This is a genomic window from Pedobacter jejuensis, assembly GCF_003725795.1.
Lineage (GTDB): Bacteria > Bacteroidota > Bacteroidia > Sphingobacteriales > Sphingobacteriaceae > Pedobacter > Pedobacter jejuensis.
The window spans coordinates 12,958-28,999 of the sequence record NZ_RBEE01000003.1 but is presented as its reverse complement, the minus strand read 5'-3'; the positions used below and the strand labels follow the sequence as shown (position 1 = coordinate 28,999).

The window sequence follows — 16,042 nt, the reverse complement described above, 5'->3', positions numbered from 1 at the left end:
CATAGGTTCATCCAAACAGAATGGAGTTTATAGATTACTATCAGTTGCTCGGTATTACAAAGGCAGCGACAGCCGCTGAGATTAAAACCGCTTACCGAAAATTTGCCCGCAAATACCATCCGGATCTTAATCCTGATAATAAAGAGGCCGAGCAGAAATTCAAAGCCATCAACGAGGCCAATGAGGTTTTAAGCGATCCGGAAAAACGTAAGAAATACGATAAACATGGAAAAGACTGGAAAAATGCCGAACAGTTTGAAAAAGCAGCACAACAACAGCAACAACACAGCTACGGAGGGCAGAACGCTAAACAATCGTTCGGAGCTGATGATTTTTCTGAATTCTTTGCATCCATGTATGGAGCCGGGAACCGTGGCAGACAGACAAAATACCGCGGACAGGATCTTAATGCGGAAGTAAATCTTAAACTCAGGGATGTTTATGAAAGCCGGAAACAAACCTTAACGGTAAACGGTAAGCAGATTAGATTGACTTTTCCTGCCGGAATAGAAAACGGCCAGGTCATCAAGATAAAGGATCATGGCAGCCCCGGAGCCAATGGTGGACCTAACGGAGATCTTTATATCACATTTGTGGTTGAAAACAATACGCTTTTTAAAAGAAATGGAAATAACCTGCATCTCGATGTTGATCTTGACCTTTATAAGGCAATGCTGGGCGGTGAAATTCTAATTGAAACTTTCACAGGAAAAGTTAAATTAAAAGTGGCACCCGGTACGCAGAGTGAAACCAAAGTAAAACTGAAAGGCAAAGGTTTTCCCATTTATAAAAAGGAAAACCAATATGGAGATCTTTACATAAACTTCAAGGTTAAACTCCCAACAGATCTTTCCGATCGGGAAAAGGAATTATTCACCGAATTAAGCAACATCAGAAATGGAAACTGAGCATTTAGTACCATTGGAAATATTCTGTCTATACAATGAAGTAGAGATTTCCTTTATTTATCGGCTGCATGAATTCGGTATTGTAAACGTATTTAAAATAGCGCAGCAGGATTACCTTTTAAAGGATGAACTCGCGGATTTGGAGAAAATGATCCGCCTGCACCAAGAGCTTGAAATCAATCTGGAGGGCTTACATGCAATTAAAGGATTATTAGAACAGATCGCAATATTGAAAATTGAACTAAAAATGCCAATAACAGCCATTTTTCCTGATTTAATTCTGCATAATTAACTATAAAGCTTTATTTAGGTTCTCTAATTTTTCATTTTTGAAAGTCCATTGAGGTCCAGTAAGGTAATCCTTGAACCAGTTCTTTCAATCAGTTTTTCATCCTTAAAATCTGAAAGTGTACGGCTAACCGTTTCGGTAGCCATGCAGGCCATCGCAGCAAGATCTTCCCTGGTAATGGTGAAAAAGTTATTTTTCATATCCTTGCTGTGCAGCTTAACCAATGTTCCTGCCATTTTTTTTCTTACCGAATGATAAGCCAGTTGTAAGAGTTGATCTTCCTTTTCGCGGTTATCTCTCGAAAGCAAATGGATAAACTTTCTGGCAACCTCAGGATAAAGACTGAAAACACTTTCCATCTGTTCTGTAGGTATCAGGCAGAGCAGGCTGTCTTCTATTGTTGTTGCAGTATCGGCATAAGTGCTGCCGCTTAATACGGCATTTATCCCAATGTAATCTCCCTCGCTGTACATGCCTGTCATTAGTTCGCGGCCATCTTGAGCAAGCTTGATGGTTTTGACCCTGCCTTGGGTGATGAGGTACAACCCTTTACCATGATCGTCTTCATAATAGATAACCTGGTTCTTTTTAAACTCCCTGCTCTTTCTGCCTTCAATAATTTTATTGAATTCTGCCAGCCCATCTGTCTTTGATACAAGTACTTTAAATTCCTCAGAATTGGTTTTGTGGGAATGTTCAGCCATGGCTTTTTTTCTTAAGCGGATGTCTATTGCGTTCAGCAGTTCCATATCATCAAAAGGCTTGATTAGATAATCGTCTGCGCCGAGTTCCATTCCCTTTCTAAGGTCTGCATGCTCAGCCTTTGCCGTTAGAAAAATAAAGGGTATCCCTGAAGTTTCTACATGTTTATTGAGCATATACAGTACGCCATAGCCATCCAGTTCGGGCATCATAATGTCGCACAAAATAATGTCAGGGATATTTTTTAGGGCCATATCTACACCAATTTTTCCATTTTCTGCCTGAAATACGGTATAGAGTGCCATTTCTAAAATTTCTACCACGTTTGCACGGATAGCATCATGATCTTCAATGATCAGTATTTTTTTGCTCATGGTTATTGGATAGTGGAAAGGTTAGTGTAAATAATGTACCTCGGTTAACTCTGCTCCTAAAACTTACTTTTCCGTTCATTAGCCCGGTATATCTGGAGAGTATGCTCAGACCAAGGCCATTCCCGGAAATGTTTCCTGTGTTATGGGCCCTGAAAAATGCTTCAAAGAGGTGTTTGTGATCCGTTTCGGGAATGCCGATCCCATTGTCGCAAATTCTTATTGAAAAATTGTTTTCATTGATTTTTGTATAGAACTGGATTTCGCTCTCATCGCCCGAATATTTGATTGCATTATCGATGAGGATCACAATGCAGTTTTTCAGCAGATTCTGGTCTAGGTTAATTATCTGGCCAGGTCCTCTGTGCTTAAAAATAATTTTCTGTTTTCCTTTAAGCGTAATTTGCATTTCGCCGGTAATCTCTTCGGCCATTTCCGAAAGGTTAAAATGGCTGAGCTTTGGTTTCACCATGCCCGAATCGAGTTTTTCCAGCGAAAGAAAATCATTGAGTATAGCTGTAATATTCAGCACTGCATCTTTGATCTTGACAACATGTTTTCCAATGCTTTCCCGGTCCTGGTTTTCTGCATAACGGTCGATGAGTGAAGCGGAGAGCTGGACCATACTCAACGGAGTACGGAACTCATGTGATGCAATAGATACAAAGCGGCTCTTGAGCTGTCCGAGTTCTTTTTCCTTATTCAGGGATAAATTCAGCTCATCCTGTGTTTGCTGTAATACATTAACCGCATTTTTTAGCGAATGCGTACGTTCTTCAACCTGTTCCTCCAGTAATGCCGCATAATCCTGTAATTTCCCTTCAGCTTCCTTTTCCCGGGTCAGATCGTGTATAAATCCGGCATAAATAATTCTTCCAGAATATTGCACCTCACTTACCCCCAGCCGAAAAGGAAACTGGCTACCGTTTTTTTTCAATCCAACAAGTTCCCTTCCAATACCTATGATACTGGCATGCCCTGTTTTTTTATACTGAAAAAGATAGCCGTCATGCCTGGTCCGGTCGGGTTGCGGCATTAGCATAGATATATTATGACCAACGACCTCGTCAGCCGAATAATGAAAAAGTTTACATGCCGAAGGGTTGATGGATTCAATAATCCCACGATCATCTATGGTAATCAAGCCGTCTATTGCATTTTCAATGATTGCTTTAAGCAATACGGTGTTTTCCATAAATTATTGATTAACAGGTAAATAATTAGCTGTTTAAAACAGACAATCGGCAGATGCTTTTGTTTCATCCCTGCAACTCCTGATCAATTGAAAGACCATTTAAGTTCCTACGTTTTGGTACAATGTAGGTACAATAATCGGCATATAGGTGATTGGCATCACGATAAGCTTGTGGCAAGGTCATTTACAGTGGCTTCTCCACAAGCTACCTTTACCATAACGAAGGTAAGAAAGCGATTCAGTAAAATTTAATTCGGATAGAAATATGGAAAAGAGTATGCAATCAATCAAGGAACATTTCGTGCTGGTGCTCAATTCCGGCTCCTCAAGTCTGAAATTTGCTATTTACCATTACCACACGATGCACAGGCAATGGTCTGGGGTGATAAATGGGATTGGCAAAGCATCTGGTACTATGAAGATATCTGATAGTCACCATCATCAGCTACGCACAAGTACACAACACTACCGGAACATTGCAGATGCTGCAACGGCTATAATTCTCTGGATGAAGGAAAATAAAAAATACTGCCTGATATCCGCCATTGGCTACCGTTTGGTACAGGGAGGACCCGAGCACAGGATTCCGGAAATTATCACCGAAAAAGTATTGGTGGATTTAAAAGCACTCATATTTTTAGCCCCCAATCATTTGCCTGAAGAGCTGAGTCTTATCGATACCTTTTTGATAGCGTTTCCAAAGATTAAACATGTCGCCTGTTTTGATACGAACTTTCACCGGGATATGCCCGATCAGAATAAATATTACCCACTGCCGATAAAGTATAAAGAGCAGGGATTGATGAGGTATGGCTTTCATGGCCTTTCTTATGAGTACATTATGCAAAAACTCAATCAGCAACATGCTTTTATCGATCAGAAAAAGATCATCATTGCTCATCTTGGAAGTGGCTCGAGCATGGCTGCCGTTTCAGCAGGTATAGGTGTTGATACGACCATGGGCATCAGCCCGATGGGTGGGCTGGTTATGGCTACCCGCTGTGGCGACCTTGATCCCGGCGCCATCCTTTTTATGCTCAAAATGAACGATATCACCCCTGAAGAACTTGATGTAGAACTTAGCGAGGATGCTGGCATAAAAGCCATTGCCGGTACTGCTGACATGCGGGATATTTTAAAACGCAGGAATAGTGATAAGCTTGCGGAGGATGCATTTACTTTATACTGCACACAGGCAAAGAAATTTATTGCAGCCCTCGCTGCCTCGCTCGGCGGTCTTGATCTGCTCATCTTTACTGGTGGGATAGGGGAAAACTCATTTGAAATCAGGGAGCGTATATGTGCAGATATGGATTTCATGGGTCTGAAAATCGATCACTGCCTCAACCTGCGTTCCGAAAAAATTATTTCCTGTCAAAGCAGCAAGGTATGCATCCGTGTGATGGAAACCAATGAAGAACGCATGATAGCCATGCATACAAAAAGTATTCTCTTGGCTTGTGAAGAAATAGATCCAAAATTTTCAATGCATTCAGGTGTAGAAACAGCTTAAAAATATGAACATTGAGTATCCACTTAAAGCAGCTTATTCTCTAAAAATTGAAAGTGTTGTAAAAAACCTATCGACAGAACGGCACGAAGGACTTAGTAAAGCAGAGGCTTCCAAGCGATCCAAACGGTTTGGACTTAATATTAATAAAAGCCAAAAGCAGAAAAGCCTGTGGAGTATGGCTTTTGAACAGTTCAATAGTCCGATAGTTTACCTGCTCTTACTGACCGGATTTGCCTCTCTTTATTTTAAAAATATCGTGGAGGCGATAGCGATATATATTGTTATCCTCGTTAATGCCATGATCGGTTTTTTTATGGAGCTGCAGGCAAGAAGTTCCATGCGTGCCCTAAGGGAAATGGACGTCAGCTATTCTAGGGTAATTAGGGGTGGAAAGACAATTGAAATCTCTTCAGATGGTCTTACACCCGGTGATCTACTTCTTTTGGAAGCAGGAGATGTAGTTTCGGGTGATGGAAGGATTGTTTCAATCAATGGTCTTCAGGTTGATGAATCTGCTCTAACGGGAGAATCCTTTCCTGTTTTAAAAACGAATAAAACACTTACCGAAAAAATAGAGCCTTTAGCTGCCGAGAATATGGTATATAAAGGAACAGCTATAATGAATGGGAATGCAAGGGTAATCATTACCGGGATTGCCGAAAATACAGAGCTTGGAAAGATAAGCGAACTGGTCGGTCGTTCAGCTTCGACAAAGACACCCCTTGATATCAAAATAAGTAAGCTGACCAAAAAACTCATTTGGATTACCTTGATTATGACCGGCATTTTTGCTTTTTCGGGTATAATCGAAGGAAAACCGTGGCTGCAGATCCTGGAAACTTCAATCGCATTGGCTGTTGCGGCTTTCCCCGAAGGACTTCCAATTGTAGCTACTGTAGCGCTTGCGTATGGAATGCTGCTGATGGCCAGAAAAAATGCCATTGTTAAAAAACTATCCTCTGTAGAAACGCTCGGCGGCGTAAATGTTATCCTGACGGATAAAACCGGAACGCTTACCGAAAACAAAATTTTTGTTGAAGTACTCTCTTTTCCTTCCCTTGAGCTGAATGTTTCGATAAAGAATGGTTCACTTGAATACAAAGAAACCGGAATTGAAAAATGTCAGGAGAATCTCGAGTTGCTTGTGCGTATCGGGAGCCTTTGCAACAATGCGCCATTGCACCAAGCAGATAAAGACAAGAAATCTTCCGGAGATCCCATTGAAATAGCATTATTGGTGCTGGCTGATGCCACTGGATTTCCTGCGAAAAAAACTGCAGGTGAATTTAAGCGCCTGGCTGAAATACCCTTTAGTTCCGAAACCAAGCTTATGGGTACCCTCCATCAGGCTAGCACGGGTTTTTTTGTTTCTGCGAAAGGGTCAGTCGAAGACCTGCTGCTTAAATGCAAAACCTTAAAATTTGGAACCACAGCCAGGGACTTATCAAAAGAGGAACGCGAAAAGATTCTATCCCGGGCAGAAGCGCTTTCCTCATCGGGCCTTAGGGTGCTTGCTTTTGCGTACCGCATATTCACTGAAATGCCGGCAGGGGATTATCTACTAGATTTGGTTTACGTAGGAATGGTTGGCTTTTTAGATCCGCCCAGAATGGATATAAAGGGTGCCATCAGCGCCTGCCATTCAGCCGGGATTAAAATTGTAATGATTACCGGAGACCATCCCATGACCGCCCTGAATATTGCTAAAAAAGTAGGTATAACAGCGATGGATGATAATAAGGTAATTGCTGGGAGTGAACTGCCGGAAATGGAAGTTCTTGGAGATGAATGGACAAAGCGTGTTCTTTCCACCTCCGTATTTGCAAGGACAACGCCGAAACAGAAACTTGAAATCGTAGAAGTCTATCAAAAAGCAGGGTTTATTGTAGCAATGACCGGAGATGGGGTGAACGATGCACCGGCACTAAAAAAAGCAGATATAGGCATTGCAATGGGACTTAGGGGAACACAGGTGGCTAAAGAAACGGCGAGTATTGTTCTCAAGGATGATTCTTTTACTTCCATTTCACAGGCTGTTGCCCATGGAAGGGAAATCTTTCAGAACATCCAGCGCTTCGTGATTTATCTGGTATCCTGCAACTTAAGCGAGATTTTTATCGTGACGATCTTGGGCTTCCTGGCAAATGTAGCAATGCTTTTTCCTTTACAGATTTTGTTCCTGAATATGGTTACCGACGTATTTCCTGCTCTTGCACTCGGCCTGGGTAAAGGGGATGCAACGGTTATGCAAAGGCCGCCACGTGATCCCAAACTGGATATTATTTCTAACTACAACTGGCTGGTTATTTTGATTTATGCCTTAATGATGACTGGATCTGTATTGCTGGCCATCTTCCTATGCAAGATATATGTTACTACTGATGTAAAGGTGCTCAATAATGTCGCTTTCCTAACCCTGGCCGCCTCGCAGTTGTTTCATGTTTTTAATATGTCTTCGGCTCATTCAAGAATACTCGTTAATGAGGTTACTAAAAATAAATTCGTTTGGATTGCGCTTCTGCTTTGCTTTGTTCTCCTGGCAGCAGTATACTCGTTTAGGCAGAGCCGTGAGGCACTAAATCTATATTTAATTCCCCTTCAGGCTATGTTTATTATAGGATTTGCCAGCATGCTTCCATTATTTTTCGTACAGTTTTATAAGTTGGTATTGGAGAAAAGAGCTGTTCCTGGCAATTAATATAAGTTAGGCTGGTACCGATCTTTATTGATGATAAACATCTTTTTAAGTGACTGCCATCAGTGTAGGGGATTTATATTTTGGCCAATTTTATCCTAAGAAAAACATAATTCATTCATATTATTAAAATATAAATTAATGAAAAATTTACTGGTACTAACCGATTTCTCCACCCATGCAAAACATACAGCAGAATACGCTTATGCGATGGCCAAAAAAATAGATGCCAACATTATTCTTTGCAACGCAATAATAGTACCTGCAGAGATGCCACAGGCCGGACTTGTTGTTTGGCCAATGGATGACGCCGCAATATTGGAAGAAGGAAGTGTAAGCGAACTTGAAAAATTAAAGGACCATCTCAAAAAAACAGACCAATCTCATGATAAAAAACCGCAGATAGGTGTCGTACACCAGTCTGGTTATCTTCAGGATGTTGTAGAGAGTTTGGTTGCTGATCAGCTGATTGATTTTGTGGTTATGGGAACACATGAAGATGAATTTGGAAGTATTTTTCTTTTAAACCACACCCGGAATATGATTGATTCGTTAAGTGTTCCGCTTTTACTCGTTCCGTCAAAAACCAAGATTTCGCCGTTTAAAAATATCTATTTTGCTTCTGATTTCAGCGATCCCCATGGCGATAGTGCTTTTTTAAAAACACTCGTTCCAATAGCAGGGGCATACAAGGCTGAGATTTTTATAGCCCACATTTCAACGCCCCAAACCATAGCCAGCGATATATCAGAAAAAACCAAGGCTATGGTGTTCGAATTTAATAGTGATTTGGGTTATCCTGGTATTCATTATGTTCGGATGAATGAAGAAAGTGAATTGGCAGGCCTAAATAAACTTATGGATAAATCTAAAATGGATTTACTGGTGATGGTTCATCGTGAGAAAAGTTTTCTCAGCAGACTTTTAAATGGGAGCCTTACGCAAAGACTAGCAAAAGACCTTGATTTTCCCATGCTGATCTTTAAGGCCATACCGGAAGCTGAACATATCGCCTAAAATTAATCAATCAAATTATCCCCACCACCAGGTGAAATAATCATAAAATGGACTTACACACAGCCTTTAATTTAGAGCATTGTATTAATGATGATGGCTCTTTGACTGAATCGGAATATCTGGAACAACTTTCTAGAATAGAAGAGAAGTTCAGAATCTGGAAAAATAAGAATTTATTAGAAAGGACTACAATGTTTAAAAAAGTAGCAGCCTTAAGCAGGAATAATGGTGATAGCCTTTCTGAATGGGTGGTAAGTGAAATGGGAATACTGCTGGAAAACAGTGAGGTAGGTTAACAATTGTACGAGTTAGAAAAAGAATTAATCCTTTAATAAAATCAAATATGTTCTTTACAAATAATTTCCTCGGAATGGATTTCTTGTGGTGGATCTTCTGGTTCGCTATTTTAGTCTGGATATTTCTGGTGCCTTATGATATTCCTGGACAGCGCAATAGAAAGCGGTCTGCAATACATATTCTTCAGGAACGCTTTGCCAAAGGTGCTATAGATCTTAAAGAATATGAACGGAATAAAAAAATCTTGGAACGTGATAAAATGGTACCATCATGATGAAGTCTGTCAGGTTTAATCCACACATTTTAAAAATTATAAAAATGAGACACAACGAAAAATTACAGCTTGATGTACTTGAGGCAATTAAGTGGGAACCCTTACTTCATGCTGCGGAGATTGGCGTAATTGCTCAGGAGGGAATCGTTACCTTAACTGGTACAGTAGATAGCTATGCGAAGAAAGCCAGAGCGGAACATGCAGCAAAAACTGTTGTAGGTGTTAAGGCTATTATAGAGAAGATTGAAGTTGATTTTGGCAGCTTGGAAAAGAAAACAGACCTCGATTTGGCCGGGGAAATCCTTAAAGCACTAAAGCTAAACCCCGAAATTCCCGTAAACAAAATCATAATAAAGGTTGAGAATGGTTTGGTTACTATTGAGGGAGAAGTGAAATGGTACACCCTTAAAGGGGATATACAAAAATTAGTTGAAGGGCTTAAAGGGGTAAAAAACTTAACCAATATAATACAGGTAAGATCAGATACTGCAGATGATGTAGAAAAGGTAGCCATTGAAAATGCACTGCATCGGAACTGGGCAATCGATGATCATCATATCCTGGTCAATGTGTTCGGCAACAGGGTGACCCTGAGCGGAAAAGTAAAATCAATTTATCAAAAGGATGTGGCCGAACGTATTGCCTGGAATGCACCGGGCGTGTGGAATGTTCATAACGAATTGCTTATAACTTGAGCTCGATTATTAAACTTAATGAATTTGCTGTTTTACAGCCGTATTGCTTGTACGACACGTCATGCTGAATTTATTTCAGCATCTTTCCTGCAAGCAAGACCCTGAAATAAATTCAGGGTGACGTTAACTAAAAAAAGACAGCTTATTAATAATGTGAAAGATATAATTGAACTCTTAGGTTTATAAACCATGCAACCATTTGAAAAAGATAAGCCAGAAAATCATTCTTTTGACCTTGCCAGGATTTACCTCCACACAAGGTTTGTTGTTTTGAACTGGATAGCCACGCGTTATCTCTTAATTGAACTTTCAAAGCAATTAACCCTTTGGCCTTACCAACCGCTGTTCCATTTTATTGGGTGCATATTCAAGCATTCTAAAAAATAAACTGATTGAATTATTAATTACAGATGGCTATGAACAATTTTGGAGCGGAAGGTCTATCAGATGTACAGATCAAAGAATCGCGGGAAAAATATGGCCTAAATATTTTAACTTGTGATTCAGAAGGCGGTATTTTTTCTGTACTGCTAAAGCTCTTAAAAGAGCCTATGATCATTATTCTTTTAATAGCTTCCTCCATATACTTCCTTAGCGGAGATTTTTCAAACGGCATATTCTTATCAATCTCCATATTGTTTCTTTGCCTGATTACTTTGTTTCAAGATTCCAGGAGCCGAAATGCTCTGAGCAAACTCCAATCATATAATAAGCCAAGCTGCAAAGTCATTCGAAAGGGTTTAGTGAGCGATATCCAGACTGAATCTCTTGTTGTTGGAGACAGCATGCTCATTGAGGAAGGTTCGTCCATTCCTGCTGATGGCATAATCTTCCATGCCAACGATTTCTCTGTAAACGAATCCCTGCTAACCGGAGAGTCATTGCCCGTTTTTAAGAATACTGAATCTGCAGATAGGGGCGTTTATAGAGGAACTACTGCTATAACAGGGCTTGCAATTGCAACTGTAACTGCCATCGGATTAGAAACACGTCTTGGAAAGATAGGTACGAGCCTCTCGATGATAAAAGAACAAAAGACACCACTTGAACTGCAGGTCAATAGTTTTGTCAGAAAAATGGTAATTGTCGGCGGCATTGTATTTCTGATGGTTTGGATTATCAATTTTATACATAGCCCTCTGTTTCTCGACAGTTTGCTTAAATCCCTCACCTTGGCCATGAGTATTATTCCCGAAGAAATCCCCGTGGCCTTCACTAGCTTTATGGCACTTGGTGCCTAGCGGCTGATGAAGTTGGGCATTATCGTTAAACAGATGAAAACCGTTGAGACCCTGGGAAGTGCAACGGTAATATGTACCGATAAAACAGGCACATTAACAGAAAACCGCATGAGTCTCGATCGTGCTTATTTGCCGCAGTCAGGGAAGTTTACCGATCTTAATGGTACTCCGGATACAGAACTACTTTTGCTGATTGAAACAGCGATGTGGGCAAGCGAACCCATTCCATTCGACCCCATGGAAATTTCCATTGTTGAAAAATATATTAAGTATTGTACCAACGATAAAAGAACCAGATTTTCAATGCGGCATGAGTATCCATTAAGCGGAAAGCCTCCAATGATGACCCATATTCTTGAAGATAAAAACGGCAATAGGGTGGTTGCAGCTAAAGGTGCCCCCGAAGCCATCATTGAGGTATGCCATCTCACAAAGGATGAAAAGACGGAAGTTTTGAAAGCAGTCGAAACTTTATCCTCAAACGGGTATCGTGTTCTGGGCGTTGCTTCTGTAGATTTTCGGGGTTTAGACTTTCCAAAAACGCAGCAGGAATTACCTATGGTTTTTAGCGGGCTTATCGCCTTTAACGACCCACCTAAGAAGAATATCCGTTCGGTGATGAAAGATTTTTATCAGGCAGGGATAGTTGTTAAAATCATAACCGGTGATAATGCCCAGACCACTGGTTTTATAGCCCGGGAAATTGGATTAAAGGGAGCAGGAAAAGGCATGAATGGTGATGAGCTGATGAAGCTGAGCGATTTAGAGCTTCAAAGACAGGTTAAAGAGATACAGGTTTTTACCAGGATGTTCCCCGAAGCTAAGCTTAGAATCATTAATGCGCTTAAAGCCAACGGCGAAATTGTAGCCATGACCGGTGATGGCGTTAATGATGGACCGGCACTTAAGGCCGCAAACATTGGGATCGCAATGGGAAAAAAGGGAACTGAAATTGCCAAGCAAGCCGCCTCTTTGATTCTGCCGGAAGATGATCTTTCCAAAATGGTTGATGCCGTAGCTATGGGAAGAAGAATTTATGCCAATTTAAAAAAGGAAATCCAATACATCATTTCAATACACATTCCCATTATCCTCTGTGTTTTTATTCCTCTGGCATTTGGCTGGCGTTATCCAAACCTTTTTTCTCCAATTCACATTATATTTCTTGAGCTTATCATGGGGCCTACCTGTTCAATCATTTATGAAAATGAACCCATGGAAAAAAACGCAATGTCTCGAAAACCAAGGTTGCCTGCAGATACGTTTTTTAATATTAAAGAGTTACTGCTTAGTATTATACAGGGCATTTGTATAGCCCTTGCTGCATTACTAATATATAGATATGCCATTGCATGCAATTTTAATGAAAGTGTCGTCCGAACCATGACCTTCAGCGTTCTTGTGGTATCAAATATCTTTCTCACCTTGGTCAATCGGTCTTTCTTTTACTCAATTGTCGAAACCATACAATATAAAAATAATCTGGTTCCCATTGTTATCACCATCACGCTTTCCCTTACTTTAATCATGATCTATATTACTCCGGTCAGCCTTTTCTTTGGCTTTTCTCCTTTGAACTTAAAACAGTTCTCGCTTTGTTTTATCGCAGGTTTTATTGCTGTTATCTGGTTAGAAGGCTTAAAGTTCTTTAACAGATTGAAAGTTTCAAAAAAATAGATTTCTACTGACATATAATTTACTTGGCCTTGGTGAAATATCGTCAGGTCAAATTTTCATTGACCAATCCGCTAAAATTTACATTAGGAATTGGGTTTTCGATCCAGTTTGCATCTTGTTGTAAACATTTGAAGTTTCGTGATAAATGAAACTAATGCCTCTCTATAATATCAGTTCTGCTTTGGTGACGATAAACAATCTATAACATGATTGCCATCATTTAGGCTGCTAAAGTATATGCAGATATTTATGCTCAGCAGATAGCTTAAAATATTTCAAATGAAAACGATACTTGTCATCAACGATCATAGTCAGGAAGCAGAACATGCTGCGGGATTTGCACTTGTACTTGCCCAGCGCTTGCATATGAATATCATTATTGCAACCAGTATGGAGTTAAAGCTTGATTCGCGGGATTACGGATGGGCAGGAAGTTCTCATGACGAAACCATCGCAGAACCTATCCATACGCCTTTGATGAAAAAGCTGCTCAGGAGAAAAAAACTGCATCCCGGCTTCAGTCCGCTGATTCAGGAGGTTGAAGTGGATAGAAAAGGACTTTTTCTGCTTTCCATAAGAAATGATATTTATATGGTTGTAAAGGGAATGGATGAATTTCTTCCTCAGGCACTGCTTAATGTGAATTTAGCGATCAATACTTTGCTGGATCAGCTTCAGGTTCCCTTACTGCTCGTTCCATCTTCATGGTCAGAAAATGAATTTACCCGACTGGTCTATCTAACCGACCTACGTTTCTGCGGAATTGAAACCGTCAGGTTTCTGGTTAGACTTGCAGGATGCTGGAAGGCCAATCTTGTAATTGCACACAGCTCCGCAAGCGGACTTCCCGAAATTGCAATGAAAGAGGCGGAGAATATTTTTAACCAGGAAGTGAGCCTGAATGTAGGTTACTCAAAACTGTTCCTGAATATGCTGGAAAAAAACGATGAACTGAACACCCTGGAAATTATGGTAAGTGGTATGCAGGCCGACCTGTTGGTTATGGTTAATCAGCATTTTCATTTTAATACCCTAACCAAACAATATTTTAAAGACAAATGTGCACGCTATAAGCCTGTGCCATTGCTAATCTTTCCATTTTAACCCTTTCTACTAAAATAATCTAATATGAATACCATAAACAGCACCTCTGCAGAGTATCGTCAATATCATGCTATAGCCCGGCACTGGGCATCCGACGTAGATTTTTTTAAAATCGAAATCGTTTTCCTGCACCACCTTTTAGATGACCATTTTATCCGCCTTTCGGGTCCTGAATATTTTGAAGCACTAAAAAGCGTAGGCGCTAAACTACTTCAGCTTGAAAAGGATAAGTATAGTGCAGACATCCACCTTATCGAGCATCTTAAAGATTTGGAAGGGCAGACCGAAGATTTGGTATTTGACCGCGGCGAATTCCTGTCAGTTAAACATGAGCAAATGGAACATGAGATGACTCATCTCACAACGGCTTACAGAACCTTGAAAAAAGAACTTTTTTTACTGATACAGCAAGTTATAAAAGCTCGGCAAGAAATAGCATAAATTCATCGACGGCTTTTTTTCTTCTGCTAAGTAGTTGAACACTGAACCCATTAAAGTTTACAAAAAATCCTGAAAGCTTCATCACCATTAAAAACAATAAATAAACAGATGAAAAATATCTTTAGAACCAAGCAGCTTTCAAAAAGCTATAGAACCGTTTTCATCATATGGATGATCTGCCTTCTTGCACATATCTCCTTTAACGTACTGGCGCAGAATCCTGCAATTACTTTTACTAAGGAGGGAGAAAAACAAAATGCTTTTATTTCCGAGCAGACCAAAGCGCAGCTTTTAGCCTGCCAGGGTACACTAAATTATCCGAAGTCTGTAGAGCGCTTTTACAAAGAAAAAGGTTATAAACTGGCCTGGGTGGAAAAGCAAAACCACAACAGGCAACTTGCTCCGGCGATGATGATCCTGGATTGCGTTTCCCAGTTCGGTCTTAAACGCCAGGATTTTCATCCCAGTGAGCTTATTTACGAGCAGGTTACAGCCTTATCAGAGGCGCCCGATATGCTTGGTGGCGGCCAGCGGGCAATATTCGATGTGCTGATGACCGATGCCATGATTACCTTTATGAACCATCTGCACTACGGAAAATTCAACACCACGCTGCCCCCTTCCAGAATTGACGAAGGCGGTTATGGGGATTTTAGTGCTGAGCTCAGATTACTGTCTTTAATGGAAAGCAAAGATTTCTATAATGAAATTGCCTCAGTACAGCCCTCTTCAAAAGAATATGATGACCTGCAAAAATATCTTCATCTTGTACGCGGCCAGTATCTGGAGGACAGCTATGAATTCCCAGAGGAAAGTGTTAAGAAAATGACGATAAATATGGAACGTTTAAGATGGCTTTCTGCCAGCCAAACCCCAAGTTTAATCATCAATATTCCTGCATTTAGCGCCAAAATGAAGCTAAAAGACTCGGTATATGTTTTTAATATTATTGTGGGAAAACCATCTTCGCCTACGCCAATATTTGAAAGTATGCTGACGGATATTACCGCTGTGCCAGACCGAAGGGTAAGTGCTAAAGCATTTATAAGTGAAGTTCTGCCAGGAGCAATAAAAAACACTGACTATCTGGACAATAACCATTATGCCATATATAATGCAAAGGGTAAGTTGGTGGAAATCACGGCGAAGAAACTCCAGCAGATAAAATCGCAGTCAAAAGGCTATTATTCAAGGCAATCCGAGGGTTGTGGTAATACAATGGGTAAAGTGCTTTTCCGTTTTTCAGGTGACGCAGGTATATATCTCCACGGCATGCCCTTACCTAAATTAGCACGCTCAGCGCAAAGGGCCTTGAGTACGGGCTGTATCCAGATTGATCAGGCAGAAAAACTTGCCGGATTGCTTTTGATTCAGGATGGGGCTTCCAATAAAAAATCATCACTTCTTGCTTCAATTGCAAATGATAAAACCACAGATTTTAAGCTAAACAAATCCGTTCCGATAAAAATAACTTACCTGACCTGTGAAATGGTCGATAGTCAGCTTGTTATTTATAGGGATATCTATGCGCAAGACAGATCGCTGGAAATGGCCATGTATGGGTACGAAAAGCTGCTTGCATCAGATAAGAAAATCAGCTCCAGGCGATAAGCCTTTAAGGGA

Annotated in this window: 15 protein-coding genes; 12 read left to right on the top strand and 3 right to left on the bottom strand. The window is 40.5% G+C overall.

The window, feature by feature from the left end; genetic code table 11:
• Positions 1–20: 20 nt before the first annotated feature.
• Both D7004_RS02105 and D7004_RS02100 read left to right on the top strand, forming a co-directional pair.
• Entirely contained in the window at positions 21–908 is an 888-nt protein-coding gene (locus D7004_RS02105; protein ID WP_123204223.1) for a DnaJ C-terminal domain-containing protein, read from the top strand.
• Positions 898–1,200, top strand: coding sequence for a chaperone modulator CbpM (locus D7004_RS02100; RefSeq protein ID WP_123204222.1), 303 nt, complete (start codon positions 898–900; stop codon positions 1,198–1,200). The genes D7004_RS02105 and D7004_RS02100 overlap by 11 nt, the downstream gene beginning before the upstream one ends.
• 23 nt (positions 1,201–1,223) lie before the next feature.
• Here D7004_RS02100 and D7004_RS02095 read toward each other — a convergent pair whose 3' ends face one another.
• Entirely contained in the window at positions 1,224–2,273 is a 1,050-nt protein-coding gene (locus tag D7004_RS02095) for a response regulator (protein ID WP_123204221.1), read from the bottom strand.
• Positions 2,248–3,465, bottom strand: a complete 1,218-nt coding sequence (locus tag D7004_RS02090; protein WP_123204220.1) for a PAS domain-containing sensor histidine kinase — start codon at positions 3,463–3,465, stop codon at positions 2,248–2,250. Before D7004_RS02090 ends, D7004_RS02095 begins: the two co-directional genes overlap by 26 nt.
• A gap of 265 nt (positions 3,466–3,730) precedes the next feature.
• Here D7004_RS02090 and D7004_RS02085 point away from each other — a divergent pair, with 265 nt between their 5' ends.
• The gene (locus tag D7004_RS02085) at positions 3,731–4,978 is read left to right on the top strand and encodes an acetate/propionate family kinase (protein WP_244214222.1); all 1,248 of its coding nucleotides are present in this window, start codon (positions 3,731–3,733) and stop codon (positions 4,976–4,978) included.
• Positions 4,979–4,982: 4 nt separating this feature from the next.
• Positions 4,983–7,676 (top strand): cation-translocating P-type ATPase, encoded by a 2,694-nt coding sequence (locus D7004_RS02080; RefSeq protein ID WP_123204219.1) that lies wholly within the window; start codon positions 4,983–4,985, stop codon positions 7,674–7,676.
• Here the strand turns inward: D7004_RS02080 and D7004_RS21210 are convergent.
• Positions 7,673–7,717, bottom strand: coding sequence for an erythromycin resistance leader peptide (locus D7004_RS21210; protein ID WP_123204322.1), 45 nt, complete (start codon positions 7,715–7,717; stop codon positions 7,673–7,675). The genes D7004_RS02080 and D7004_RS21210 overlap by 4 nt on opposite strands.
• A gap of 97 nt (positions 7,718–7,814) precedes the next feature.
• Between D7004_RS21210 and D7004_RS02070 the strand changes: the two genes are divergently transcribed.
• From D7004_RS02070 to D7004_RS02030, 8 genes are all read left to right on the top strand, one after another.
• Positions 7,815–8,690, top strand: coding sequence for a universal stress protein (locus D7004_RS02070; protein WP_123204218.1), 876 nt, complete (start codon positions 7,815–7,817; stop codon positions 8,688–8,690).
• 47 nt (positions 8,691–8,737) lie between these two features.
• A complete protein-coding gene (locus tag D7004_RS02065) occupies positions 8,738–8,986 on the top strand; it encodes a hypothetical protein (RefSeq protein ID WP_123204217.1) in 249 nt (82 codons plus the stop codon).
• Positions 8,987–9,305: 319 nt separating this feature from the next.
• Positions 9,306–9,956: a BON domain-containing protein gene (locus D7004_RS02055; protein WP_123204321.1), complete on the top strand. Its 651-nt coding sequence runs from the start codon at positions 9,306–9,308 to the stop codon at positions 9,954–9,956.
• A gap of 416 nt (positions 9,957–10,372) precedes the next feature.
• Positions 10,373–11,197 carry an HAD-IC family P-type ATPase gene (locus D7004_RS20930; RefSeq protein WP_244214221.1) on the top strand — a complete coding sequence of 275 codons (825 nt, stop codon included), beginning with the start codon at positions 10,373–10,375 and terminating at the stop codon, positions 11,195–11,197.
• 33 nt (positions 11,198–11,230) lie between these two features.
• Entirely contained in the window at positions 11,231–12,874 is a 1,644-nt protein-coding gene (locus D7004_RS02045) for a cation-translocating P-type ATPase (protein ID WP_244214220.1), read from the top strand.
• Between the two features lie 279 nt (positions 12,875–13,153).
• Entirely contained in the window at positions 13,154–13,978 is an 825-nt protein-coding gene (locus D7004_RS02040; protein ID WP_123204214.1) for a hypothetical protein, read from the top strand.
• A gap of 24 nt (positions 13,979–14,002) precedes the next feature.
• On the top strand, positions 14,003–14,419 hold the full coding sequence (locus tag D7004_RS02035) for a hypothetical protein (protein WP_123204213.1): 417 nt from the start codon (positions 14,003–14,005) through the stop codon (positions 14,417–14,419).
• A gap of 108 nt (positions 14,420–14,527) precedes the next feature.
• The gene (locus D7004_RS02030; protein ID WP_123204212.1) at positions 14,528–16,030 is read left to right on the top strand and encodes a L,D-transpeptidase scaffold domain-containing protein; all 1,503 of its coding nucleotides are present in this window, start codon (positions 14,528–14,530) and stop codon (positions 16,028–16,030) included.
• The last annotated feature ends 12 nt before the right edge of the window (positions 16,031–16,042 follow it).